Below are 22,469 nucleotides of genomic sequence, written 5' to 3'. Positions count from 1 at the left end.
CCGCTGCTCTGTCGATGAAGCCCTGCATCCTGCTAATCGAAGACGACCGGGACATGCGTGAACTGGTGAGTGGTCACCTTGAGCACAGTGGTTTCGACGTTCAAAGCGCCGACGATGGAATCAAAGGCCAGGCTTTGGCTCTGCAGTACAGCCCGGATCTGATCCTGCTCGATCTGATGTTGCCCAAAGTCGATGGGCTCACCCTCTGTCAACGTCTTCGACGCGATGAGCGCACAGCGGCCATCCCGATCTTGATGCTCACCGCCCTGGGGGGAACCAAAGACAAAGTGAGTGGCTTCAATTCCGGAGCCGATGATTACCTGACCAAGCCTTTCGACTTGGAGGAGCTGCAAGTCAGGGTCAAAGCCTTGTTACGCCGCAGCGATCGAGCGCCGGTGGGAACAAGCAGCAACCACCACGAAATCCTCAGTTACGGCCCACTGACCTTGGTGCCGGAACGGTTTGAAGCGATCTGGTTCGACCGACCCGTGCGTCTCACGCACCTTGAATTTGAACTGCTGCATTGTCTGTTGCAGCGTCACGGTCAGACCGTCGCTCCCTCCCTCATTCTCAAGGAAGTCTGGGGATATGAGCCTGACGACGACATTGAAACCATCCGAGTACATGTGCGTCACTTGCGCACCAAGCTGGAGCCTGATCCGCGGAAACCTCGCTTCATCAAGACGGTTTACGGAGCCGGCTACTGCCTCGAACTCCCGACTGGAGCTCAGCTCGAAGGTCTGCAGGACGTTTTGGCTCAGGCGCGGCAGGACCGTGAACAAAAAGATCAGGAGAGTCGCGCAAGCGCTTGACAAGCCACTGATCAACTCTCAATCAAATTGAGCAAAGCGACCTCCCAGGCCAGCCTGGGTTGAACAAACGACAGAAGATGCTGGCGCAGACGATCGAGCCTCTTGAGACGCTCAGGCTGAGTGGATGCCGTCCAGAGGTGATGCTGCCACCAGTTGATCATCCAGAGCTGCTGATCTCCTTCCAGCTGCTCTGAGACATCTCGCGCCAAGCCCAGTGCCTGTAAAGGCGTTGTGGGAAGGGTCTGGAATCTTCGTCTCAGCTCTTCAGGAATGCTGCTCCAGATCCGCACATGGTCCAGCAAGGCCCCGGGCGATCCGCCAGCCAGGGACAGAAGCTCTGGATGACTGGCCGCCAGGGCAAGTGCTTGCTCACCTTGACCATCAGGCAGTTGCGCCAGAACTGAGCGCAAGCACTCCTCGCTGAGACGCGTGAAGCGGATCTGCTGACATCTCGATCGGATGGTGGTCAGGAGTCGCTCCGGTGCAGCGGATATCAGGATCAACAGTCCATGTCCTGGCTCTTCAAGGGTCTTCAGCAGTGCGTTGGCGGCTCCTTCAGCCATGGCCTCAGGTTGTTCCAGAATCACCAAACCTCTCGGCGACTGCAGAGGCTGACGGGCCAGAAATCTGCTCAGCTCACGGATCTGCTCCAATCGCACCTGCGGTGGTGTCCGCTTGCTCACGCCAATCGATTCGGCTTCCGATCGTGGGATCAGACGACCCTGATGGTTGTAGGTGGGCTCCACCCAAAGCAAGTCGGGATGGTTGCGTTCTTCAAGACGCCGGCGTTCGCGCGCAGTGGAGTGACCTCCACCCAACAGACCTTCCAGGAAACGAAGCGCTGCAAGACGTCGTCCCACCCCATCAGGGCCACTGAACAAATAGGCGGGAGCCAGTCGGCGGTTCTCCAGAGCCGCAACCAGTAACCGTTGCGCCAGCGGCTGCCCCTGCAACTCGCCGAACAACATCTCATTCACGGCAGTGCCTTTGCGAGCCAATCGCTCAGCCGAGTGCGAATGACCTGCTGCACCTGATCAGCGCTCTGATCCGCCGCCACCGCAGTCCAGCTTCGCTCAGCTGACAGCCGCTGGAATCCCTCGGCCACGCGGGTCAGGAAAGCCTCTCCTTCCGCTTCGATCCGATCATCGATGCGGGCACCGCGACGTTTGAAGCTCTCCTGCAGTGGGAGATCAAGCCAGAAGGTGAGATCCGGAGTGACACCAACCGTGGCGATCCGCTCCAGATCAAGGATGGTCTGCTGATCCAGTCCTCGACCATCTCCCTGATAGGCGATGGTCGAGCCGCTGAAACGATCGCTGAGAACCCAGTCCCCCCGGTTGAGAGCAGGGCGAATCAAACGTTCCACATGCTGAGCGCGATCTGCGGCATAAAGCAGCAATTCAGCGATGGGACTCGGAGCCGACTCGTCAGGGGGATTGAGCAGCAGCTCGCGCAACGCACGACCCAGAGCTGTGCCGCCAGGTTCACGCGTGAGATGGAGCGTCGCTCCGGCTGGCATCAGACCACTGTCTGGAAGCCAGTCGGCGAGCTGACGGAGCTGGGTGGTTTTGCCACAGCCATCGATGCCCTCAAGCACCAGAAAACGTCCAGCCATGATCAGCGGACACGCAGGCTAAGGGCATTGAGAACCACCGACACGGAGCTGAGGGCCATGAGCAGTGCCGCAAGCGGCGGAGACAAGAGCAGATTGAAGCCTGGCAACAGAACGCCTGCAGCGACTGGCAACGCGATCATGTTGTAGCCGAACGCCCAGAACAGGTTCTGCCGAATCTTGGCCATCGTGCGTCGGGCCAGAGTCAGGGCTTCCGGCAAAGCCTCGAGCCGATCTCCAAGCAGCACCAGATCCGCCGTGTCCTGAGCAATCTGCGTACCGGTTCCTACGGCGATTCCCAGATCCGCCGCAGCCAAGGCAGGAGCATCGTTGATGCCGTCGCCAACCATTCCCACAGTCTCGTTTGTGCGCCAGTGTTCGAGACGCTCCAGCTTCTGATTCGGGAGAAGTTGCCATGCCAGTTCATCAGCTGCAAAGCCAAGCATCTGACCGATCTTTTCGACTGCCTGACGGCGATCACCACTGAGCATCCCAACTGCCAGCCCCTGATCCCTGAGCCGCTTGAGTGCGACAGGGGCGTCGGGCCTGAGGCGGTCATCAATTGCCACCACTCCCAGCGGCTCGGCATCGAGACCAACCGCCACGAGCGTCTGTCCACGCTTGAGAGCTTGCTCAACCGCCTGTCGTTGACTTTCAGACCACACCACACCCTCCTGCTGCAGCCATTCAGGAGAGCCAACACGCAATTGTCCCTGCAGGGAGTCGAGTGTCCCTTGCATGCCGAAGCCTGGCAGGGTCCGACTGGCTGTGACCGGCAACAGTGTGAGATTGAGCCGCTGAGCCTCCTGTAGGAGGGCATGGGCCAGAGGATGACGGCTGGTTTGTTCCAGACTCGCTGCCAGCTGGATCGTGCGGGAGGGATCGTCACTGGCCATCACCGCATCAACGAGCGGGCGACCCAGGGTGAGCGTTCCGGTCTTGTCAAAGACCATCCGCTGAATGGACGCGGACTGCTCGATCACATCGCCGCCTCTGAACAGCCAGCCCTGGCGTGCGGCAAGCCCTGAAGAAACCGTGATCACCGTGGGCGTTGCCAGGCCAAGGGCACAGGGGCAGGCCACCACAAGCACGGCAATCGCCAGCTGAAGTCCAAGACCGAACGATGTCTGAACCCCGACACCAAGGGAGCCATGAAGCGCAGCATCATGGCCATGGTCCATGAGCACCACTGGAACCTCCAGGACCTGAGGCCAGAGACGAGTGCCGAACTGCCACCAGAACAGAAAGGTGATGATCGCCAGGCTGACGACTCCGTAGCAAAAACGGCCTGCAACCCTGTCGGCCAGCCCCTGGATGGGAGCTCGCCTGGCCTGAGCCTCCTCAACCAGGGCAATGATCCGGGCCAGGGCAGTGTCGCTGCCGACGCGCTGAACCTCCATCTCCAGATTGGCTTCGAGATTGAGGCAACCGGAACTGAGCTCCGTCCCTGGCTTGGCCTCGAGCGGCAGCGGTTCACCGGTGAGGCTCGACAGATCCACCGCTGAACAACCGTTCCGCACCACACCATCGACTGGAATCCTGTCACCAGCCAGCAGCTGGATGCATTCGCCTGGTCGGAGCACAGCAACAGGAACCTCGCGGACCGTGTTATCCGCCATCAACAGGCGAGCGCTCTCGGGCTGTAACGCAGCAAGCTCCTGCAGGGCCCTGCCCGTACGCCGGCGGGCTCGCTCTTCAAGAAAACGCCCCAGCAGCACGAACCCGAGAAGCATCACGGGCTCATTGAAAAAACAAGGCCACCCCACCGAAGGCCAGATCAACGCCACCAGACTCGCCACATAGGCACTGCCGACGCCCAGGCTGACCAGGGTGTCCATGCTGGGCACACCGCTGCGGACAGCAGACCAGCCACTGATCAGGATCGGCCGACCTGGCCCGAGCAGAGCCACCGTGGCCAGGCCAGCGTGGAAGCTGAGCGTGCCGATCACCGGCATTGAGAGCGTTCCAGCTTCAGCCAGGTGACCAAGCACCGACAGCAGCAGCAGCACAAGAGCGACCATGAGCTGTCGCCACTGCTGCCACCATCCCCTGGTCCGTTCGGGCTCAGTTCCCTTGGCGAACAATCCGCTCTGACGGGGCTGCGCTGGAAAACCACGACCCTTCAGAGCCGCCAGCACGTCATCCAGCAATGGTTGCGACGACGATGTCGCCTCGCCATCGAGTCGCAGCCAGGCGCTGCGGGTCACAAGGTTGACACTGGCTTCCTGCACTCCAGGCTGAGCGAGCAGCGTGCGCTCCACCGCACGAACACATGCCCCGCATTTCATCCCCTCCACATCGAGGAGCACCGCATGGGTGTGAGCGGTGGGTTCAAGTGGATGGGAAGACGCTGCTGACACTTCAACGGTTCACACCACTCCAAGCTAGGCAGCACCTGTTGGGTTCAGGATGGTTTCATCCGTCCGGCTTTCCGTGCCACGCAGCAACCGCAACGACAACTTCATCGACAAGAGCTTCACGGTCATGGCCGACCTGATTGTGAAGCTGCTGCCGATCAATGCCCGGGCCAAGGAGGCCTATGTGTATTACCGCGACGGTCTGTCCGCGCAGAACGACGGTGATTACGCCGAAGCCCTCGAGAACTATGAGGAGAGCCTCAAGCTCGAGGAGAACCCGATCGATCGTGGGGAAACGCTCAAGAACATGGCGATCATTTATATGAGCAACGGCGAAGAAGACAGGGCAATCGAGACCTATCAACAGGCTCTTGATGAAAACCCCAAACAACCTTCATGTCTCAAGAACATGGGGCTGATCTACGAGAAACGCGGTCGGATTGCTGAAGAAGAAGGTCGTCGCGATGAAGCAGACGTCTGGCTTGACAAAGCCGCTGAGGCCTGGACCCAGGCTGTGCGGCTCAATCCCGGAGGGTATCTGGACATCGAGAACTGGCTCAAATCCAGTGGGCGCAGCAATGTGGACGTCTACTTCTGAGGCGTCGCAGGTTCAGGCCTCCCCCTCCTCAGGGTTCACACCCAATCCCAACACGAGGGCTTCGGTGATGGACCCCGCCTCCAGCAGGTCGAGATCCAGGTCGGACGCGACCGGACCCAGTCCACTTCCACGTGGCACGACAGCACGTCTGAATCCCAGACGAACAGCCTCCTGCAGGCGCAGCTCCAGTTGGCCTACCGATCGCAGCTGACCTCCCAGACCCAGTTCTCCAAGCAGAACGGTGCCGGCCGGCAGAGTCAGATCCCTGAAACTGGCGACCACCGCCGCGGCCACTCCCAGGTCTGCCGCGGGCTCCTCCACATCCAGGCCACCAGCCACGGCCAGATAGCAATCGAACCTGGAGAGTGGCAAGCCCATGTGCTTTTCGAGCACCGCCAGGATCTGATGCAGGCGGTTGGCGGCGATACCGGTGGCGGTCCTTCGGGGACTGGCATAGCTGGTGGCACTGACCAGGGCTTGCAGATCCACCACCAGCGGCCGAGTGCCTTCACAGGCAACGATCGTTGCCACACCATTGGCTTGCTCGCCGCTGAGGAACAGCTCACTGGGATTCCCGACCTCCTCCAGACCCTGACCGCGCATCTCAAACACCCCCAGCTCATGGGTGGCCCCGAACCGGTTCTTGACAGCCCGTAGCAGGCGATGGCTGGCGAAGCGATCTCCCTCGAAGGTGAGCACCGCATCCACCAGATGTTCAAGCACCTTCGGACCGGCCAGCGCGCCTTCCTTGGTGACATGGCCCACCAGCAAGAGCGCTGTGTTCTGACGCTTCGCCAGTCTCTGCAGGGCCGCCGCACACTCTCTTACCTGAGCGACCGACCCAGGTGCACTGGAGAGTTCGGCATCATGCAAAGCCTGGATGCTGTCGATGACGGCCACATCTGGCTTCAGAGCTTCGAGTTCCTGCAGAACCATCTCCAGATCAGTCTCCGCCAGCAATTGCAGATCACTGCTGTCAGCAGTGAGCCGCTGCCAGCGCAGCTTCACCTGCTGTGCAGATTCCTCGGCACTGACGTAGAGCACCACACGATCCCGTGCAATGGCCGATGCGCTCTGCAGCAGCAGTGTGCTCTTGCCGATCCCAGGATCCCCCCCAACCAGCACCAGTGATCCAGGGACCAGTCCGCCGCCGAGAACGCGGTTGAGCTCCTCGTAACCACTGCCGATGCGTTGGAGAGGCTGATCGCCGAGGGATGCCATCGACGTGGAACGACGAGCCTTCGGTGCGGCGGCGGGATCGGCCCCGGAGCGGCGGCGACGGCCATCGTCCTTGGGCGCCGATTGCTCCACCAGAGAATTCCAACTGCCGCAGCTGCTGCACCGCCCAAAGAACTGCCGTGTCTGGGCACCACAGCTCTGACAGACGTAGAGATTGGCGGATCGGGGCACGTCGAATGATGAAGAAAGTTGGCGCTACGTGAACGACTGAACCCGCTGATCACCTATTTGTGAGCACTATCTTCGCTCCTTGCCGGCGATATGACGGCCTCAGCACCCTCCACGTCTAAGGAAACCATCCTCGTAGTGGATGACGAGGCCAGTATCCGCAGGATCCTCGAAACCCGGCTCTCGATGATCGGGTACAACGTCGTCACTGCCTGCGACGGGACCGAGGCCCTGGAAAGCTTCCAGGAATGCAACCCGGATCTGGTCGTGCTCGACGTGATGATGCCGAAGCTGGATGGCTACGGGGTCTGTCAGGAACTTCGCAAGGAGTCGGATGTCCCGATCGTGATGCTCACAGCTCTCGGCGATGTCGCTGACCGGATCACGGGCCTGGAGCTCGGAGCCGACGACTATGTGATCAAACCCTTCAGTCCGAAGGAGCTTGAGGCCCGGATCCGCTGCGTTTTGCGCCGCGTGGAAAAAGAGCACGCTGCCGGCATCCCCAACTCCGGAGTGATCCAGGTTTCAGACCTGAAGATCGACACCAACAAGCGGCAGGTGTTCCGAAACGATGAGCGAATCCGTCTCACCGGGATGGAATTCAGTCTGCTTGAACTGCTCGTGAGCCGATCAGGCGAACCGTTCAGCCGCGGTGAGATCCTGAAGGAGGTCTGGGGTTACACCCCTGAACGCCACGTCGACACCCGGGTCGTGGATGTGCATATCTCACGTCTTCGTTCCAAATTGGAAGACGACCCGGCCAACCCCGAGCTGATCCTCACGGCTCGCGGCACCGGCTACCTGTTCCAGCGCATCGTCGATTCTGTTGCCCCCGAAGGATCCTGACCTCACCCCGGACGCTGCGCCGAGGATCAAAGCCCGCCGATCCAAGGCTGTTCGACGCCTTGTGATTTGGTATCGGCGTAACGCTGCGGTGACAACCCTTGTGGACACTGCAACCACGTCAGCCAATGCCGCAGGGAATGTGGCAGGTTCCGTGACCTCCATGGCGGGAACTGTGGTGAACAGCGCCGGCAGCATGGCCGGCTCGGTGCTGCAACCCGTGATGGATCCCCTCAGACGCCTTCAGGGCGGGGTCCCGGGCGAGGAACTTGAGATCAACGACCGTGACCGTGTGTGGGTGGCCGTGGACGGAATGGGGGGTGACAACGCTCCTGTTCCCATTTTGGAGGGATGCCTCCAGGCCATCGAACGGCTGGCCGTGAAAATCCGCTTCGTCGGCGAAACGAACCGGGTGCTGGAAGCTGCCGCCGCCTCAGGACTGGATGATGCGTTGAATTCGGCGCTTGATGCAGGCCTGCTGGAACTGATCACCAGTGGCCCCTCCGTGGAAATGCATGAGGAGGCCACCGTGGTGCGACGCAAACGCGACGCCAGCATCAATGTGGCCATGGATCTCGTGAAGCGAGGCGAGGCCCAAGCCGTGTACTCCGCAGGCAACTCCGGAGCCGTGATGGCTTCAGCCATCTTCCGGCTGGGACGACTGGCCGGCATCGACCGACCCGCCATCGGTGCTCTGTTTCCCACCAAAGATCCCGGCCAGCCTGTGCTGGTTCTCGACGTGGGGGCCAACATGGATTGCAAGCCCTCCTACCTGCACCAGTTCGCCCTGCTGGGAGACATCTACTGCAGGGATGTGCTGCAGGTGAGCCAACCCAGGATCGGACTGCTCAACATCGGCGAGGAGGAATGCAAGGGCAACGATCTTTCCGTGCGCACCCATGAGCTGCTCATCGAGGAATCACGACTGCACTTCGCCGGCAACTGTGAGGGGCGGGATGTGCTGTCGGGTGAGTTCGATGTGGTCGTCTGTGACGGCTTTACCGGCAATGTTCTGCTGAAGTTCCTTGAATCGGTTGGCAGCGTGCTGCTTGGCGTCCTCAGAGCCGAGCTGCCACGTGGACGTCGAGGCAAGGTGGGTTCCGCCTTCCTGCGCAGCAACCTCAAGCGCATCAAAAAGCGGCTGGATCATGCCGAACATGGCGGAGCACTGCTGCTGGGCGTCAACGGCATCTGCGTGATCGGTCACGGCAGCAGCAAGGCCTTGTCAGTGGTCAGCGCCTTGCGTCTGGCCCATTCCGCCGCCAGTCATGGCGTGATGGATCATCTCGCCCAGCTGGGAGCCAAAGCCAGCTCGCGAGCATGACCAACCCCCTTGCCTGACAGGCGTTCTGGCGGACTGTGATTGACTGACGCCACCGCTTGGACCCTCTTTTGGCTGGAGCATCACCGCACTCTCGAGGCGTCGCTCTGATCGGCAGTGGCAGCGCCCAGGCAGCCCAGGTGATCACCAACATGCAGCTGGGTCAGCGAGTGGAAACCAGCGATGAATGGATCCGCAGCCGTACAGGCATCTCCACTCGACGCGTGAGTAGCCCCGATCAGCAGCTCAGCGACCTGGCAGCTGAAGCTGGACGTTCGGCTCTTGAGATGGCCGGATGGTCAGCTGACAGCCTCGACCTGGTGTTGCTGGCGACCTCAACACCGGATGATCTGTTTGGCTCAGCCCCGGCAGTGCAGGCCGCCCTGGGCGCTTCGAATGCCGTGGCTTTTGATCTCACGTCAGCCTGCAGCGGCTTTCTGTTTTCGCTGGTGACGGCCGCCCAGTATCTGCGCACAGGCGCCATGCGACGGGCTCTTGTGATCGGCGCTGACCAGCTGAGCCGTTTCGTGGACTGGGATGACCGCCGCAGTTGTGTGCTGTTCGGCGATGGTGCCGGCGCTGTCGCCCTTGAAGCCGCCGATGAAGACGGACTCCTTGGGTTTCTGCTGCGCAGTGATGGAGCCCGCGGTGGGGTGCTCAACCTGCCTGCTCTCGACAGCGATGCTCCCCTGGCAGACGAGGCTCGCCATCGTCGGGGTGGCTACCGACCGATCGAGATGAATGGTCAGGAGGTCTACAAATTCGCCGTGCGCGAAGTGCCGGCGGTCTTGCAATGCCTGCTTGAACGCTGTGCGGTTAGCCCTGAGAGCATCGACTGGCTGCTCCTGCATCAAGCCAATCAGCGCATCCTCGATGCCGTTGCCGATCGCTTTGCGATTCCCAGAACCAAAGTGCTGAGCAACCTGGCGCACTACGGCAACACCTCAGCGGCAACCATCCCTCTGGTTCTCGATGAAGCCGTGCGGGATGGCCAAATCCAGCCTGGACACCTCCTGGCAAGCAGCGGTTTTGGAGCTGGTCTGAGCTGGGGAGCAGCCCTGTTCCGCTGGCAGGGTCCCGCCTAGGCTCCCAGCACCGTTGCGCCACTGTGCATGTCGATCGCCTGGGTGTTTCCCGGTCAGGGGTCTCAGAAACACGGCATGGCCGACCCCGTCCTCAGCCTGCCTGGCGCGGAGGAACGTTTCGCTCTGGCCTCGAACCTGCTTGGCAGAGACCTTCTCAAGATCTGTCGGGGTGAAGTCTCAGAGGGCAGCAGCCCCTCCGATCTGAACGACACCCGGAACACTCAGCCGGCACTGTTTGCGGTGGAATCGCTGATTGTGGATGAGTTGCTGCGCCAGGGAAGGCAACCCGACCTGGTGGCGGGGCACAGCCTTGGCGAGCTGGTGGGGCTTTACGCAGCTGGTGTGTTCGATGCCGCCACAGGCCTGGAGCTGATGCAACGCCGATCGGAGCTGATGGCGAGCGCAGGAGGAGGCGCGATGACGGCAGTGATCGGCTTTGACCGCAGCCAACTGGACACCCTTGTGGATGCCACTGAAGGTGTGGTGATTGCCAATGACAACAGTGATGCCCAGGTCGTGCTGTCAGGCAGCCCGGAGGCGGTGAACGCGCTGAGTGAAGCACTCACCTGCAAACGAGCCATTCCCCTCGCCGTCTCAGGAGCCTTTCATTCCCCCTTCATGGCGAAAGCGGCAGAAGCCTTCGCTTCCCATCTCGACAGTGTGGCCTTCGCAGAGGCACGCTTCCCGGTCTTGAGTAACACCGACCCCACCCCCAGCCGGGATGCCGATGAGCTGAAGCAACGACTGCGTCGCCAGATGACCACTGGCGTGCGCTGGCGAGAAACGATGGCGGCAATGACCTCTTCAGGCGTGGACACCCTCGTTGAAATCGGTCCCGGCAATGTGCTCAGCGGTCTGGCCAAACGTGCCATGAAAGGGGTCACCACATCGCAGCTGGCGAGCGTTGGCGACCTGGGTCTGTGACTGTGAGCAGCAACCTTGCAACCCACACCAGCGAACTGCAGCCAGTGAAGGCGCCGCGTCCAAGCCTTACCTACAGGCTGGTGAGTGGACTGCTGGTGTTTCCGGTGTTCAGGATGCTGTTCCGCGGACGCACCCGCGGCAACGACAACGTGCCGATGGAGGGCCCCCTGGTCGTTGTGGCGAACCATGGATCGCATCTTGATCCACCTTTACTGGGCCATGCTCTGGGACGACCGGTGTCGTTCATGGCCAAAGCCGAGCTCTTCCGCATCCCGCTGCTGGGCGCTGTGATTCGAGCCTGTGGCGCCTATCCGGTGAAGCGTGGAGCGAGCGATCGAGAAGCCATCCGCATCGCCACCGCCAGACTCAACGAAGGCTGGGCCATCGGCGTCTTTCTCGATGGGACCCGACAGTCGGATGGTCGCGTGAACCAGCCCATGCCGGGCGCAGCTCTGCTGGCGGCGAGGTCTGGGGCGCCGCTTCTGCCAGTCGCCATCCTCAACAGCCACAGAGCCCTTGGCACGGGTCGCAATCTGCCACGTTTGGTGAAGCTTGAAATGCGGATTGGCGAGCCAATTCCTGCACCGAGCAGCCGGCGCAAACCGGATCTGGAAGCCACGACGCGCGAGCTACAACGACGGATCAACGCCCTGCTCGATCACGCCCCGCTCAATCATTGAGCGCTGAACAGCTGAGGCCAGTGTCTGCGAGCCCATGGCTTGAAATCGCGGCCGGTGATCACCCAGGCAGCCGCGCGTAATCCATCCCCGACACGCTTGCTCAGGCTTTCATCAAGGCATTGGGGCTTACAGCTGACTGGAACACCTGTCAGCCGTATTCCACGGCTTCCGGCAACGATTCCGCCGACAGCCATTGCTCGTGGCAGATGATCTTCGCTGGTGACCAAAAGCAGATGATGCACACCATCTCTCTGCAGTTCATCCACCAGCGACGTGAAATTTCCGAGCGTGTCCTTGGCCCTGTAATCCAGTCGAACCCGGTCCTGAGTGAGTCCGGCATCACGCACCAGGTACTGGGCGTATTCAGGATTGGTCCCCCCGCTCACGACCAGAGGCAGGTTCATCCGGCGTGCCAGATGCAGACCCATCCGCTCACGATCAGCATCGCCACCGAGAACCAGAATGCGCTGGGGCTGATGATTGGTGAGAGCGGCTTCCGCGAAGGGGCGCAGAGGGCCCCCAACAGCGGCTCCGGCCAGAACGGCTGCGCAGAGCAGCAGCGAGCGACCGCCAAACCCCATCAGACCGGCCCCACTGGTGAGGTGGGATAAATCGGAAGGACCGGGTCCCATGGGCCCGGGAGGTCTCGGTCATGACACTCACGGCAGTGGCGCAGCAGCTGCCGCACATCCGCAGGAACATCAACAGCCATCGCCACAGCTGGGGCAGGCTGATCGCGCTTGCTGAGCAAGCGAGGGGATTCCAGTTCCTCCACCCTTGTCTTCACAATCCTGTAGCGGCCAGCGACCTGTCCCCTACGGGGAAGGGTCTGCACGATTGAAAACGGCTGGTCGCGCTGCAGCTCCGGCAGCTGTTGATGAAGCCTTGGAGCCATTAAGGCGAAACTGCTCACACCGTGCAGTGGGGTCCCCAACTGCTGAGCCAGCGTCCTGGCCAGGACAACGGTGAGACGGGTGCCCGTGAATCCTCCCGGTCCTGTGGCCACGGCAAGCCTTCTGATATCAGCCCATTGATCAGGGGGCAAAAGCTGCTGCAGCGAGATCACCAGCTCGTTGGTGAGCGCACGTCCAAGCGAACGACACATCACGCGGGCTTCTCCCATGGGGGCCTCTGCAGCCACCAGTGCGATCCCAAGAGTTTCTGTGGAGCTGTGCAGAGCGAGCAGCCAGTCGCTCATGTAGGCACCTCCTCACCGGGCCTGAGTCGACTCCAACGCCCTCGATCCAGTTGAAACGATCCACAGCCACGCACATCCCATTCGACTCCGACCTGCCCGGCCGGCAGGTCCATCACGCTGATGTGGATTCGAGGATCCGCAGGCTTCAGATCAGGTGTATCGGCGAGATGGGGGGCACCATGCTGCCGCTCCACAGCGTGATAGGCCTGACAGCGGTCCACCCAGCGGCAGTCCACACAGATGCACATGCCCCCCCGCTCCGGTTCGACATCCATTCTGACGGGAGATCGGGGCAGGCTGGCTGAAATCATTTGGCAGCGTTTGAAACCGGACAGCTGGCCGGTGCGGCCCAAAGAACTGCCGGTGGGATCCGTGCTGGTGGGAGGGGCCGTTCGTGATGCACTCCTGGACAGGCTTTCTGATGCTCCTGACCTGGACCTGATGGTGCCGGGCAACGCCCTCAAGAGCACTCGGCAGCTGGCACAGAAGCTTGGCGGTGCCTGCGTTGTCCTCGATGAGCAGCGGGACATGGCCCGCCTTGTGCTGGGGGGTTGGACGATCGATCTAGCCCGACAGGACGGGAAGACGCTGGAGGACGATCTGAACCGTCGCGATTACCGGCTGAATGCCATTGCCCTCAGCTTTGAGGACACCCCAAGGCTTCTCGATCCCACAGGTGGTCTTGAGGATCTTCAGAACGCCAGGGTCGTCGCGGTCAAAGAAGCCAATCTTCAGGCGGATCCCCTGCGTTTGTTACGAGGCCTGCGCCTGATCGCTGAACTGGAGATGAGCATGGATGCTCAGACGCTGAAGATGCTGCACCGCAACCGTTCCCTGCTTCCCCGCGCCGCACCGGAACGGATCCAGGCTGAACTGCTGAGGCTTGTCGCAGCACCTGCTGCCGACCGCGCGATGGCGACCCTTCTGGAACTGGAGCTGTTGAAGCCCTGGACGAGGCAGGGTTCAGCCTCTGGAGATCAACAACCGATCGGGGTGGCAACGGCAACCGAACTGCTCACAGACAGCGAACGCCGGCGAGCCCTGCCGCTCGCAAGGCTCACCCAGCTGCTGCCGGATGCCGGACTGAAAGACCTTCGCTTCAGTCGCCGACAGCAGCAGCGCTGTGAGCGTCTGCGTTACTGGATCAAGCGTTCAACATCCAGCGAGGGATGTCCTTGTCCCGATGCCTTAACGGAACCAGAACGATTACGGCTCCACATGGATCTGGAACAGGATTTGGCGGCGCTCATCCTCACTTGCCCTGCAGCATTACAGCAGCCATGGCTGAAGCGCTGGAGAGACCCCCAGGACCCCCTCTTCCACCCACGGCCACCACTGAATGGCACAGACCTGCAGGAAGCCCTCCAGATTTCGCCTGGACCCACGCTGGGCGCTCTGATTCAACACTTGAGCCTTGAGCGTGCGTATGGTCGGATCTCAACCCGCGAGCAGGCGCTGAACGCAGCCCGATCCTGGTTGTTCCACCAAGAGGTTCAGACAGACCCTGATGGGTCCTGTGATTAACTGCCCTTGCAGTGACGACAACGATCGGCCTGACACGCAGTCTTCCGTTTTCCTTCCCCGTTTCATGAGCGTGCGTCTTTACATCGGCAATCTGCCGCAGAATTTTGAGAGCAAAGAGCTTGAAGCTCAGCTCACCAGCGTTGGGGAGGGAATTCGCTTTAAAGCCGTTCTCGACCGTGAAACCGGTGCCTGCCGAGGCTTCGGCTTCGCAAACGTCGACGACGAAAAAGTCGCTGATGCCGTGATTGAGCAGTTCAACGGCAAGGAGTTCGGAGGGAATGCACTCCGGGTTGAACGCTCGGAGCGGCGCGATAGCAATGCCGGCGGCGGTGGGCGTCGCGGACAGGCCGGTGGCCATGCACCGGGCTCAGCTCGCAAAGCTATCAACAAGGTTGTTCACAGTGATGCCAAAGCTGAGGAGGCACCCGATCCCCGCTGGGCTGGTGAACTGTCGAAGCTCAAGGATCTGCTTGCCAATCAGAAAACGGCTGTCTGAGCAGTTGTTTGATCTGAGCTGCAAGACCGGTCATCTGAGATGGCCGGTTTTTTTTGGACTATGACGAACTAGCGGGACTGAGCGAGGACAAAGGAGCGGGGAAGGTCAAGGAACTTGTTGAGCTTGCCCACGTAAGCGCGCTTGTTGAAGACGTCGTAATCGTGGCGCTCAATCACGTCCAGAATCCCCCTGTAGAGGCGCAGGGATGTCCAGACTGGCCATCGGGCATCGCGGGACAACCAGCGCACTCCAGCCTCAGAGCGATCAAACCACGCACGTGCACGGCTCAGCTGAAACGCCATCAGGTCCTTCCAGGCCTGATTGATGCGACCTGCCATGAGGTCGTCTTCGGAATATCCGAAGTGCTCGAGATCTTCCAACGGCAGATAGATCCGACCACGACCGCGATCTTCTCCCACATCACGAAGAATATTGGTGAGTTGATTGGCGATTCCCAGAGCAACGGCCGCATCTGAAGTGTCAGGACGATCACTCCAAGGCGCAGAGCTGTAGGCCTGATCCAAACCCATGACCCCCTGAGTCATGAGGCCAACTGTTCCTGCAACCCTGTAGCAGTACAACCTGAGATCGTCGAAACGGGGATAGCGAGTCCAGGTGAGATCCATGCGCTGTCCCTCGATCATGTCGAGATAGGGCTGGATGCTCTGAGGAAACCGCTCGAGCGTGTCCACCATCACCGCATCGAGCTCATCGTCCACACGTCCCTTGAACAGATCGCGGGTTTTCAACTCCCAGCGATTCAGGCGATCAGCCAGCTCCTCCACAGGACGAGCCTGGGCCTCAGGACTGTCCATGAGCTCATCAGTGCGCCTGCACCAGACGTAAATCGCCCAGATTGCCCGACGCTTCTCATAGGGGAGCAGCAGCGTTCCGAGATAGAACGTTTTGGCCCACTCGGCGGTCTCCCGACGACAGGCCTCGAAGGCTGCGTCGAGGTCCGGAGCTGCGAGAGGCATGACTCAGGCCGAAACCGGCTCGCTGACTGGGGACGATGATGCCAGCTGATCGCTCTTGCGGTCCACCGCCCCAGCGCAGAGTTTGCCGCTGAGAACCGCACCCTCCATGGATGCGAGATAGCGCTGCATGGTGTAGTCGCCTGCCAGGAAAAAGTTTTTGATCGGAGTGGTCTGATCCGGACGAAGCTGCTGGCATCCAGGCGTGGTTTTGTACACCGAAAGAGGTGTCTTCACCACCTTGAACTTACGCAGCGTGGCGGGGTTGTCCCCACCGAAGTGGGTGGGGAACAATTTGTGGAGTTCACCCATCGTGGCCTCGATGATCTCTTCATCTGAGCGTCCGATCCAGTCTTTGGCGGGAGCGAACACGAGTTCCAGCATCGACTTGTCAGGGTCTTCGTACTCCTTGCAGGTGATGCTCATATCGGCATAGACGCTCAGAAGCGGCGAGCGGCTGAACAACAGGTGATCGATATCGGTGAGCTTGCGATCGAACCAGAGATGCAGGTTGATTACGGGCACTCCGCGAAGGCCGTCGAGCTTCTTGAAGACGTCCATCTGCTTCCAGGGCTGCGGCAGCAGCAACTTGAAGGGGTCCACCGGTAGGGCACTCACGTAGGCATCAGCGGTGAGATCGAAGCTCTCCTTGCCCTTGATGCCACCGATGTGGAAGGCAGCCACAGAGCCATCGTCGTTGAGCTTGATTTCACGCAGCGGGCAATCGAGATGAACCTCACCGCCAAGCGATTCAATGTGCTCCACCATCGGCTGGCACAGCCGCTCGGGTGGTGCCCCATCAAGGAAAGCCATCTTGGAGCCGCTCTTCTCCTGCAGGAAGCGATTGAGAGCCGTGAGCACGACCGTGGCGGAGATTTCATCAGGATCGATGAAATTCAGCGCCTTGCTCATCGCTAGGAACACTTCATCGTTGACTCGTTCAGGAATGTTGTGGACCCGCAGCCACTCGGTCCAGGAGTACTTGTCGCACTCTTCGACATATCCCTGGCCCCGAAGCATCGCCGGCACAAGGCCCAGTCCGAAACTGATCTTCTCGGGCCAACTCAGCATGTCGTTGTTTCCCAAGATCGCGGCCACACCATTCACGGGTGCTGGCAGATCAGGAAAATCAAAGCGGCTGTAGGTGCCGGGTTCCTCCTGCTGATTGAAGATCATCGAGTGGCTTTTCCACTGCAGCCTGTCTTCGATGTTCAGCTCCTTGAACATCTGAAGCATGTTCGGGTAGGCCCCGAAAAAGATGTGGAGGCCGGTCTCGTACCAGTCACCGTCCTCGTCTTTCCAGGCTGCGACCTTGCCGCCCAACACGTCGCGAGCCTCAACCACGACGGGCGTATGACCAGCATCGGCCAGATACTTGGCGCAGGAAAGACCCGCCAAACCGGCCCCCGCAATGGCGACGCGCATGCTTCTGAACACAAGTTGAAAACAACCTTAAAAGGAGAGGTCTCCTCTCCGCTTCCTAAAGTCACTTGCAATACGCCCGCGCGATGTTCGCATCGCTCCGCTTGATTCATGGCCGAGACCCTGCTGAAGAGCACCACCCGTCACGTGCGCCTGTTCACGGCGCGGGTTGAGAATGGTGATCTGGTCGCCGACTCGAGTCAACTCACCCTCGACTTGGATCCCGACAACGAATTCGTCTGGTCTGACAGCACCATCGAGACTGTCCAGCAACGCTTCCGCGAACTGGTCAAAAGCCACGATGGTCAAGCTCTGAATGACTACAACCTGCGTCGGATCGGCACGGAACTCGAAGGATGCATCCGCGAGCTGCTGCAGGCCGGAAAGTTGAGTTACAACCCTGACTGCCGCGTCCTCAACTATTCGATGGGTCTTCCCAGAACGCCTGAACTGCTGTGAGTCGATCCCCCTACGACCGTTCCGGCTACGACCGGAGAAGCGGTGACCGGCGCCGTGATGAGCCGCGCCGTGATGACCGTCGAGACGACCGTGGGTATGGAGGGCCACCACCTCCAAAGAATGGTGGAAACGGCATGAGCTTGAACACGGCCACCATTGCTGTGTTGGCCGGGGTTCTGATCGTGGGAATCGGCATTGGCAGTGCCGTCACCAGCACCACGCAGGGCGATCAGGGCAACATCGCCAGCTCACAACAGCTGGACATGGCAGTTCCAGACCCCGAGTTCTGCAGGCAGTGGGGTGCCAGTGCCTTTGTGATGGATATCGAGATGTACACAACGCTGAATCCATCGAGCAGTTTTGTCACTCAGCCGACCCTGCAGCCTGGATGTGTGATTCGAAGAGAGAACTGGGCGGTACTGCGCAAGGAAGGTGCCATCACCTCAGCGCAGGAGAGGGAATGCAAACAGCGCATGAATACCTTCGCCTACATCGGCTCAGTGCGTGACAAGCCTGTTGTGCGCTGCGTCTACCAGACCGACATCACTCAGAACAAGTTCCTGACCCGAGGCGTGGCGGATGACACTGTTGGAATCACTCCGGAAGCCGATCAGTTCTGATCGATCTCCCCGGCTTGTTCAGAGCTGATCTCCTGAGGCACTGCCGCAGCCCTTCCCTGACGCAAGGGACTGTCAGCACTGGCGAAGACCGGCAACACATCTCGGCGGAAGGCTTCGGCTGCTCGGGAGCAGTAGCGGGATGGGTTCGTGATCAACTTGAGCTGACGACGCACCTGAAGGTCCACGACGGTTGGGCGTAACAAGGTCCCGGCAGTGAGCTCCCGCTCAATCGAGACCACTGGCAGGAACGCGGCGCCCAGGCCTGCCTGAACGGCATTTTTGATGGCTTCGAAGGAATTCAGTTCCATCTCAATCCGCAGCCGCTGCACATCCAACCCGGAGCGGCCGAGCAACTGATCAACCATCTTGCGAGTGGTCGACTGCGCATCAAGGCTCACAAAGCCGAGCCGATAAAGGTCATCTTTGCTGAGCTCCACCAGACGTGCGAGGGGGTGCTTCACAGGCAGCACCAGAGCCAACTCGTCACTGGCATAGGGCACAACCTGCAGCAGTTCATTCAGTTCAGCTGGTAGTTCGCCCCCGATGATCGCCAGATCGATCTGTCCGTTGGCAACACTCCAGCCGGTGCGCCGGGTGCTGTGCACATGCAGCTGAACGGCCACATCCGGGAATTTCTGGCGGAACAGACCAATCATGCGAGGCATGAGATAGGTCCCGGTGGTCTGGCTGGCGCCAACCAGCAGAGAGCCCCCTTTGAGGTCGTGAAGATCATCTAGCGCCCTGCACGCCTCATGACACTGACTGAGAATTCGATCGCAGTAGCTGAGTAGAAGGTGGCCTGCTTCTGTGAGCTGAGCCTTGCGACCACCACGGTCGAACAGGGCAACCTCCAGCTGCTTCTCCAGGTTCTGAATCTGCAGGCTCACCGCCGGCTGGGTGACATAAAGACTGTCGGCTGCCTTTTTGAAACTGCCCTCACTGACGATGGCCCGCAGGATGCGCAGCTGATCCAGGGTGAAGGGCAGATCGGCCATGGAAAGCTGCCCGAAGAACAGCAGAAGCCAGAAAACTGTAGGGGTCCCCTTCCCTGCCGAACGCCAGAATCACGGCTCTCGCAGCATCTCGTTGGCTGACGCAACAGCAGGCATCCATCACAGCAGCCTGGTGATGCTGGGGTTGCTCGTTGTTTTCGCAGTGATCCACAGCGGCGGCGCAGCCTTGCGAACACGGGCTGAGGCCAAGATCGGGGCGAGAGCCTGGCGTCTGGTGTTTGCAGCCCTGAGCATTCCCTCAGCCGTTGTGGTGATCGGCTACTTCCTGGCTCACCGGTATGACGGCATCCGGATCTGGAATCTTCAGGGTGTGCCAGGGATGGTGCCCTCCATCTGGGTTGTGACGGCGATCAGTTTTCTGTTTCTCTACCCAGCCACCTACAACCTGCTGGAGATTCCTGCGGTGCTCAAGCCTCAGGTCCGTCTCTATGCCACAGGAATCATCCGGATCAGCCGACATCCTCAGGCCGTCGGGCAGATTCTCTGGTGCATGAGCCATGCAATCTGGATCGGCAGCAGCTTCATGCTGGTGACCTGTGCAGGTCTGATTGCGCACCATCTATTCGCCGTCTGGCATGGCGACCGACGCCTGAAAGACCGCTTCGGAGAAGCTTTCGACAGTCTTCAGGCCGAAACATCAGTGGTTCCATTCGCCGCCGTTCTGGATGGCCGCCAGCAGCTGGTGTTCAGCGAGCTGGTCCGACCAGCCCAGCTGGGCATCGCCATCGCGGTCGGGGTGTTCTGGTGGGCGCACCGCTACATCCCCAGAGGAGGCATGGCCTTTCTGCACTCGCGTCTCGGAGAATTGTTGAACTGAGCTGCCTACACTCGCTACAAGCTGTTTTGTCTGGATGCCCTCGGCTGCCGACTCCGCCTGGTTGATTCCAGTGCTGCCCTTGTTCGGGGCCCTGATCACTGGTCTTGGTCTGATCAGCTTCAACCGCACGATCAACCGATTGCGAAAACCGGTGGCCCTGCTGCTGATCAGCTGTATCGGTGCTGCTGCGGTGATCAGTTACGCGGTGCTCTTGGAGCAACTGGGAGGTGCACCACCGGTTGAACATCTGTTCGTTTGGGCAAGCGCTGGAGATTTCATCCTGCCGATGGGTTACGTGATTGACCCTCTTGCCGCAGTGATGCTGGCTCTGGTCACCACTGTGGCCTTGCTGGTGATGATCTACTCACACGGCTACATGGCGCACGACAAGAGTTATGTGCGCTTTTTCACCTACCTGGCCATCTTCAGCAGTTCAATGCTTGGCCTGGTGGTGAGCCCCAACCTGCTCGAGATCTATGTGTTCTGGGAGTTGGTGGGCATGTCCTCCTATTTGCTGGTGGGCTTCTGGTACGACCGGGATGGCGCAGCACATGCAGCTCAGAAAGCTTTTGTCGTCAACAGGGTTGGTGACTTCGGCCTCTTGCTCGGCATCCTCGGTCTGTTCTGGGCCACAGGCAGTTTCGACTTCCAGGGAATCGCCGATGGTCTTTCAGCGGGAGTGAGCAGCGGCATCGTGCCGGGCTGGGCAGCTCTCCTCCTCTGTTTGTTTGTGTTCATGGGTCCGATGGCGAAATCGGCCCAGTTCCCTCTTCATGTCTGGCTGCCGGATGCGATGGAAGGGCCAACACCGATCTCAGCATTGATCCATGCGGCCACGATGGTGGCTGCCGGCGTGTTTTTGGTGGCACGTCTCGAGCCGCTTTACAGCCAGTTCCCGAGCGTGGGGGTGTTCATCGCCGTCACCGGCACGATCACCTGCTTTCTGGGGGCCTCGATCGCCCTTACCCAGATGGACCTCAAAAAGGGTCTGGCCTACAGCACCGTCTCTCAGCTGGGTTACATGATGCTGGCCATGGGCTGTGGAGCCCCCGTTGCCGGCATGTTCCACCTGGTGACCCATGCCTTCTTCAAGGCGATGCTCTTCCTGGGGTCGGGATCCGTGATCCACGCCATGGAGGATGTGGTGGGACATGAACCTGTGCTCGCCCAGGACATGCGACTGATGGGCGGTCTGCGCAAAAAGATGCCGATTACAGCGATTACTTTCCTGATCGGCTGTATTGCCATCAGTGGCATTCCTCCGCTGGCTGGTTTCTGGAGCAAAGACGAAATTCTTGGCCAGGCCTTCGGCACCTTCCCGATCCTCTGGGCGGTGGGATTTCTCACCGCCGGGATGACCGCGTTTTATATGTTCCGGCTCTACTTCCTCACCTTCGAGGGAGACTTTCGTGGCAACGATGAGGCCATGCAGGCCCAGCTGATGGCTGCCGCAGGCAAGGCTGTGGATGAGGAGCACGCCCACCATGCGGGCAGCCTGCATGAGTCGCCATGGCCGATGACCCTGCCGCTGGTGGTTCTTGCGGTCCCGTCCGTCCTGATCGGCCTGCTCGGGACTCCCTGGAACAGCCGCTTTGCCGGACTTCTTGATCCTGAAGAAGCCCTTGAAATGGCGGAGCACTTCAGCTGGGGCGAATTTCTGCCTCTGGCAGGAGCCTCCGTTGCGATCTCCGTGACCGGAATCAGCGTAGCTGTGCTCGCCTACGCCCTGCGTCGAATTGATCTTGGTGAGCTGGTGGCAGCTCGTTTCCCAGCCGTTAATGCCTTTCTTGCCAACAAGTGGTATCTGGATGACATCAACGACAAGCTGTTCGTCCGCGGCAGCCGCAAGATTGCCCGGGAGGTGCTGGAAGTCGACGCCAAGGTGGTTGATGGGGTCGTCAATCTCACCGGTCTGCTCACGCTGGGCAGCGGTGAAGGTCTCAAATACTTCGAAACCGGCCGAGCGCAGTTCTACGCCCTGATCGTGTTCGGCGGTGTGATTGGACTGGTGGTTCTCTTTGGTGTGCTTGGTGGCCCGATCAATTGACCGCAATCAAGACCTCGCCTCATTGACCATCGACTCAGGATCAAGGCTGGATCATGCCTCCTTCAATCTGAACCTCCCTCCAGGAGCTGCAACGCAGGGTGAACGCTTCAATCAGTTCGGTGGCTTGGTCATGACCGTCTTCCGTTTCTGATCTGAAGTCTGCGGATCTCGCTTCATTCTTCGAGCAATTCAAGCTTTCTCGACGAAGGATCTTTTTTGTTGCTGAGACGAATCCTTCTTGGCTTCTGAAAACAATGACC

The 22,469-nt window shown here is 60.2% G+C and carries 24 protein-coding genes; 14 read left to right on the top strand and 10 right to left on the bottom strand.

Annotated elements, in window-relative coordinates; all coding sequences use genetic code 11:
* Positions 1-14: 14 nt before the first annotated feature.
* Positions 15-812 carry a response regulator transcription factor gene (locus AC6EI9_RS11700; RefSeq protein WP_067096292.1) on the top strand — a complete coding sequence of 266 codons (798 nt, stop codon included), beginning with the start codon at positions 15-17 and terminating at the stop codon, positions 810-812.
* A gap of 11 nt (positions 813-823) precedes the next feature.
* On the opposite strand, the gene AC6EI9_RS11695 is transcribed toward AC6EI9_RS11700, so the two are convergent.
* From AC6EI9_RS11695 to AC6EI9_RS11685, 3 genes are read right to left on the bottom strand one after another with little or no spacing between them, the layout of a single operon-like run.
* Positions 824-1,780 carry a DNA polymerase III subunit delta' gene (locus AC6EI9_RS11695; RefSeq protein WP_498470053.1) on the bottom strand — a complete coding sequence of 319 codons (957 nt, stop codon included), beginning with the start codon at positions 1,778-1,780 and terminating at the stop codon, positions 824-826.
* Positions 1,781-1,785: 5 nt separating this feature from the next.
* Positions 1,786-2,427, bottom strand: coding sequence for a dTMP kinase (gene tmk, locus AC6EI9_RS11690; RefSeq protein WP_498467914.1), 642 nt, complete (start codon positions 2,425-2,427; stop codon positions 1,786-1,788).
* Positions 2,428-2,429: 2 nt separating this feature from the next.
* Entirely contained in the window at positions 2,430-4,712 is a 2,283-nt protein-coding gene (locus AC6EI9_RS11685) for a heavy metal translocating P-type ATPase (RefSeq protein WP_498470051.1), read from the bottom strand.
* 121 nt (positions 4,713-4,833) lie between these two features.
* On the opposite strand from AC6EI9_RS11685, the gene AC6EI9_RS11680 reads away from it, so the two are divergent.
* Entirely contained in the window at positions 4,834-5,379 is a 546-nt protein-coding gene (locus AC6EI9_RS11680) for a photosystem I assembly protein Ycf3 (RefSeq protein WP_369818455.1), read from the top strand.
* 12 nt (positions 5,380-5,391) lie between these two features.
* Here the strand turns inward: AC6EI9_RS11680 and radA are convergent, their stop codons facing one another.
* Positions 5,392-6,789 carry a DNA repair protein RadA gene (gene radA, locus AC6EI9_RS11675; RefSeq protein WP_498467913.1) on the bottom strand — a complete coding sequence of 466 codons (1,398 nt, stop codon included), beginning with the start codon at positions 6,787-6,789 and terminating at the stop codon, positions 5,392-5,394.
* A 90-nt stretch (positions 6,790-6,879) separates the two neighbouring features.
* Between radA and rpaB the strand changes: the two genes are divergently transcribed.
* From rpaB to AC6EI9_RS11650, 5 genes are all read left to right on the top strand, one after another.
* The gene (gene rpaB / locus AC6EI9_RS11670; protein WP_498467912.1) at positions 6,880-7,632 is read left to right on the top strand and encodes a response regulator transcription factor RpaB; all 753 of its coding nucleotides are present in this window, start codon (positions 6,880-6,882) and stop codon (positions 7,630-7,632) included.
* Positions 7,613-8,953 carry a phosphate acyltransferase PlsX gene (plsX, locus tag AC6EI9_RS11665; protein ID WP_498467911.1) on the top strand — a complete coding sequence of 447 codons (1,341 nt, stop codon included), beginning with the start codon at positions 7,613-7,615 and terminating at the stop codon, positions 8,951-8,953. The genes rpaB and plsX overlap by 20 nt, the downstream gene beginning before the upstream one ends.
* 68 nt (positions 8,954-9,021) lie before the next feature.
* The gene (locus tag AC6EI9_RS11660) at positions 9,022-10,035 is read left to right on the top strand and encodes a beta-ketoacyl-ACP synthase III (RefSeq protein ID WP_498470050.1); all 1,014 of its coding nucleotides are present in this window, start codon (positions 9,022-9,024) and stop codon (positions 10,033-10,035) included.
* 27 nt (positions 10,036-10,062) lie between these two features.
* The gene (fabD, locus tag AC6EI9_RS11655) at positions 10,063-10,959 is read left to right on the top strand and encodes an ACP S-malonyltransferase (RefSeq protein WP_498467909.1); all 897 of its coding nucleotides are present in this window, start codon (positions 10,063-10,065) and stop codon (positions 10,957-10,959) included.
* A 2-nt stretch (positions 10,960-10,961) separates the two neighbouring features.
* On the top strand, positions 10,962-11,639 hold the full coding sequence (locus AC6EI9_RS11650) for a lysophospholipid acyltransferase family protein (RefSeq protein ID WP_498467907.1): 678 nt from the start codon (positions 10,962-10,964) through the stop codon (positions 11,637-11,639).
* Here the strand turns inward: AC6EI9_RS11650 and AC6EI9_RS11645 are convergent.
* The 3 genes from AC6EI9_RS11645 to AC6EI9_RS11635 are packed head-to-tail and all read right to left on the bottom strand — an operon-like array spanning position 11,633 to position 13,085.
* Entirely contained in the window at positions 11,633-12,220 is a 588-nt protein-coding gene (locus AC6EI9_RS11645; RefSeq protein ID WP_498470049.1) for a YdcF family protein, read from the bottom strand. The two genes, AC6EI9_RS11650 and AC6EI9_RS11645, sit on opposite strands and share 7 nt — an antisense overlap.
* Positions 12,220-12,837, bottom strand: coding sequence for a tRNA (adenosine(37)-N6)-threonylcarbamoyltransferase complex dimerization subunit type 1 TsaB (tsaB, locus tag AC6EI9_RS11640; protein ID WP_498467906.1), 618 nt, complete (start codon positions 12,835-12,837; stop codon positions 12,220-12,222). Before tsaB ends, AC6EI9_RS11645 begins: the two co-directional genes overlap by 1 nt.
* On the bottom strand, positions 12,834-13,085 hold the full coding sequence (locus AC6EI9_RS11635) for a Ycf34 family protein (protein WP_498467905.1): 252 nt from the start codon (positions 13,083-13,085) through the stop codon (positions 12,834-12,836). The genes tsaB and AC6EI9_RS11635 overlap by 4 nt, the downstream gene beginning before the upstream one ends.
* On the opposite strand from AC6EI9_RS11635, the gene AC6EI9_RS11630 reads away from it, so the two are divergent.
* Positions 13,084-14,361, top strand: a complete 1,278-nt coding sequence (locus tag AC6EI9_RS11630) for a tRNA nucleotidyltransferase/poly(A) polymerase-related protein (protein WP_498467904.1) — start codon at positions 13,084-13,086, stop codon at positions 14,359-14,361. The genes AC6EI9_RS11635 and AC6EI9_RS11630 overlap by 2 nt on opposite strands.
* A 64-nt stretch (positions 14,362-14,425) precedes the next feature.
* Positions 14,426-14,857: an RNA recognition motif domain-containing protein gene (locus tag AC6EI9_RS11625; protein ID WP_498467903.1), complete on the top strand. Its 432-nt coding sequence runs from the start codon at positions 14,426-14,428 to the stop codon at positions 14,855-14,857.
* Between the two features lie 68 nt (positions 14,858-14,925).
* Here the strand turns inward: AC6EI9_RS11625 and AC6EI9_RS11620 are convergent, their stop codons facing one another.
* Together AC6EI9_RS11620 and pds are read right to left on the bottom strand one after the other, a co-directional pair.
* A complete protein-coding gene (locus AC6EI9_RS11620; RefSeq protein ID WP_498467902.1) occupies positions 14,926-15,834 on the bottom strand; it encodes a phytoene synthase in 909 nt (302 codons plus the stop codon).
* Positions 15,835-15,837: 3 nt separating this feature from the next.
* Positions 15,838-17,256 (bottom strand): 15-cis-phytoene desaturase, encoded by a 1,419-nt coding sequence (gene pds, locus AC6EI9_RS11615; RefSeq protein ID WP_498467901.1) that lies wholly within the window; start codon positions 17,254-17,256, stop codon positions 15,838-15,840.
* Positions 17,257-17,364: 108 nt separating this feature from the next.
* On the opposite strand from pds, the gene ndhM reads away from it, so the two are divergent.
* Complete coding sequence (gene ndhM / locus AC6EI9_RS11610) at positions 17,365-17,712, top strand: NAD(P)H-quinone oxidoreductase subunit M (RefSeq protein WP_498467900.1); 348 nt, start codon at positions 17,365-17,367, stop codon at positions 17,710-17,712.
* A complete protein-coding gene (locus AC6EI9_RS11605; RefSeq protein WP_498467899.1) occupies positions 17,709-18,332 on the top strand; it encodes a DUF3172 domain-containing protein in 624 nt (207 codons plus the stop codon). The genes ndhM and AC6EI9_RS11605 overlap by 4 nt, the downstream gene beginning before the upstream one ends.
* Here the strand turns inward: AC6EI9_RS11605 and AC6EI9_RS11600 are convergent.
* Positions 18,323-19,327, bottom strand: coding sequence for a LysR family transcriptional regulator (locus AC6EI9_RS11600; protein ID WP_498467898.1), 1,005 nt, complete (start codon positions 19,325-19,327; stop codon positions 18,323-18,325). The two genes, AC6EI9_RS11605 and AC6EI9_RS11600, sit on opposite strands and share 10 nt — an antisense overlap.
* Positions 19,328-19,460: 133 nt before the next feature.
* Between AC6EI9_RS11600 and AC6EI9_RS11595 the strand changes: the two genes are divergently transcribed.
* From AC6EI9_RS11595 to AC6EI9_RS11585, 3 genes are read left to right on the top strand one after another with little or no spacing between them, the layout of a single operon-like run.
* Positions 19,461-20,162: an NnrU family protein gene (locus AC6EI9_RS11595; RefSeq protein WP_498470048.1), complete on the top strand. Its 702-nt coding sequence runs from the start codon at positions 19,461-19,463 to the stop codon at positions 20,160-20,162.
* A gap of 34 nt (positions 20,163-20,196) precedes the next feature.
* Positions 20,197-22,209 (top strand): NAD(P)H-quinone oxidoreductase subunit 5, encoded by a 2,013-nt coding sequence (locus AC6EI9_RS11590; RefSeq protein ID WP_498467897.1) that lies wholly within the window; start codon positions 20,197-20,199, stop codon positions 22,207-22,209.
* A complete protein-coding gene (locus AC6EI9_RS11585) occupies positions 22,193-22,360 on the top strand; it encodes a hypothetical protein (RefSeq protein ID WP_498467896.1) in 168 nt (55 codons plus the stop codon). The genes AC6EI9_RS11590 and AC6EI9_RS11585 overlap by 17 nt, the downstream gene beginning before the upstream one ends.
* The last annotated feature ends 109 nt before the right edge of the window (positions 22,361-22,469 follow it).

Source organism: Synechococcus sp. MIT2312 (assembly GCF_059772315.1).
This window is presented reverse-complemented; position numbering and strand designations above follow the sequence as displayed.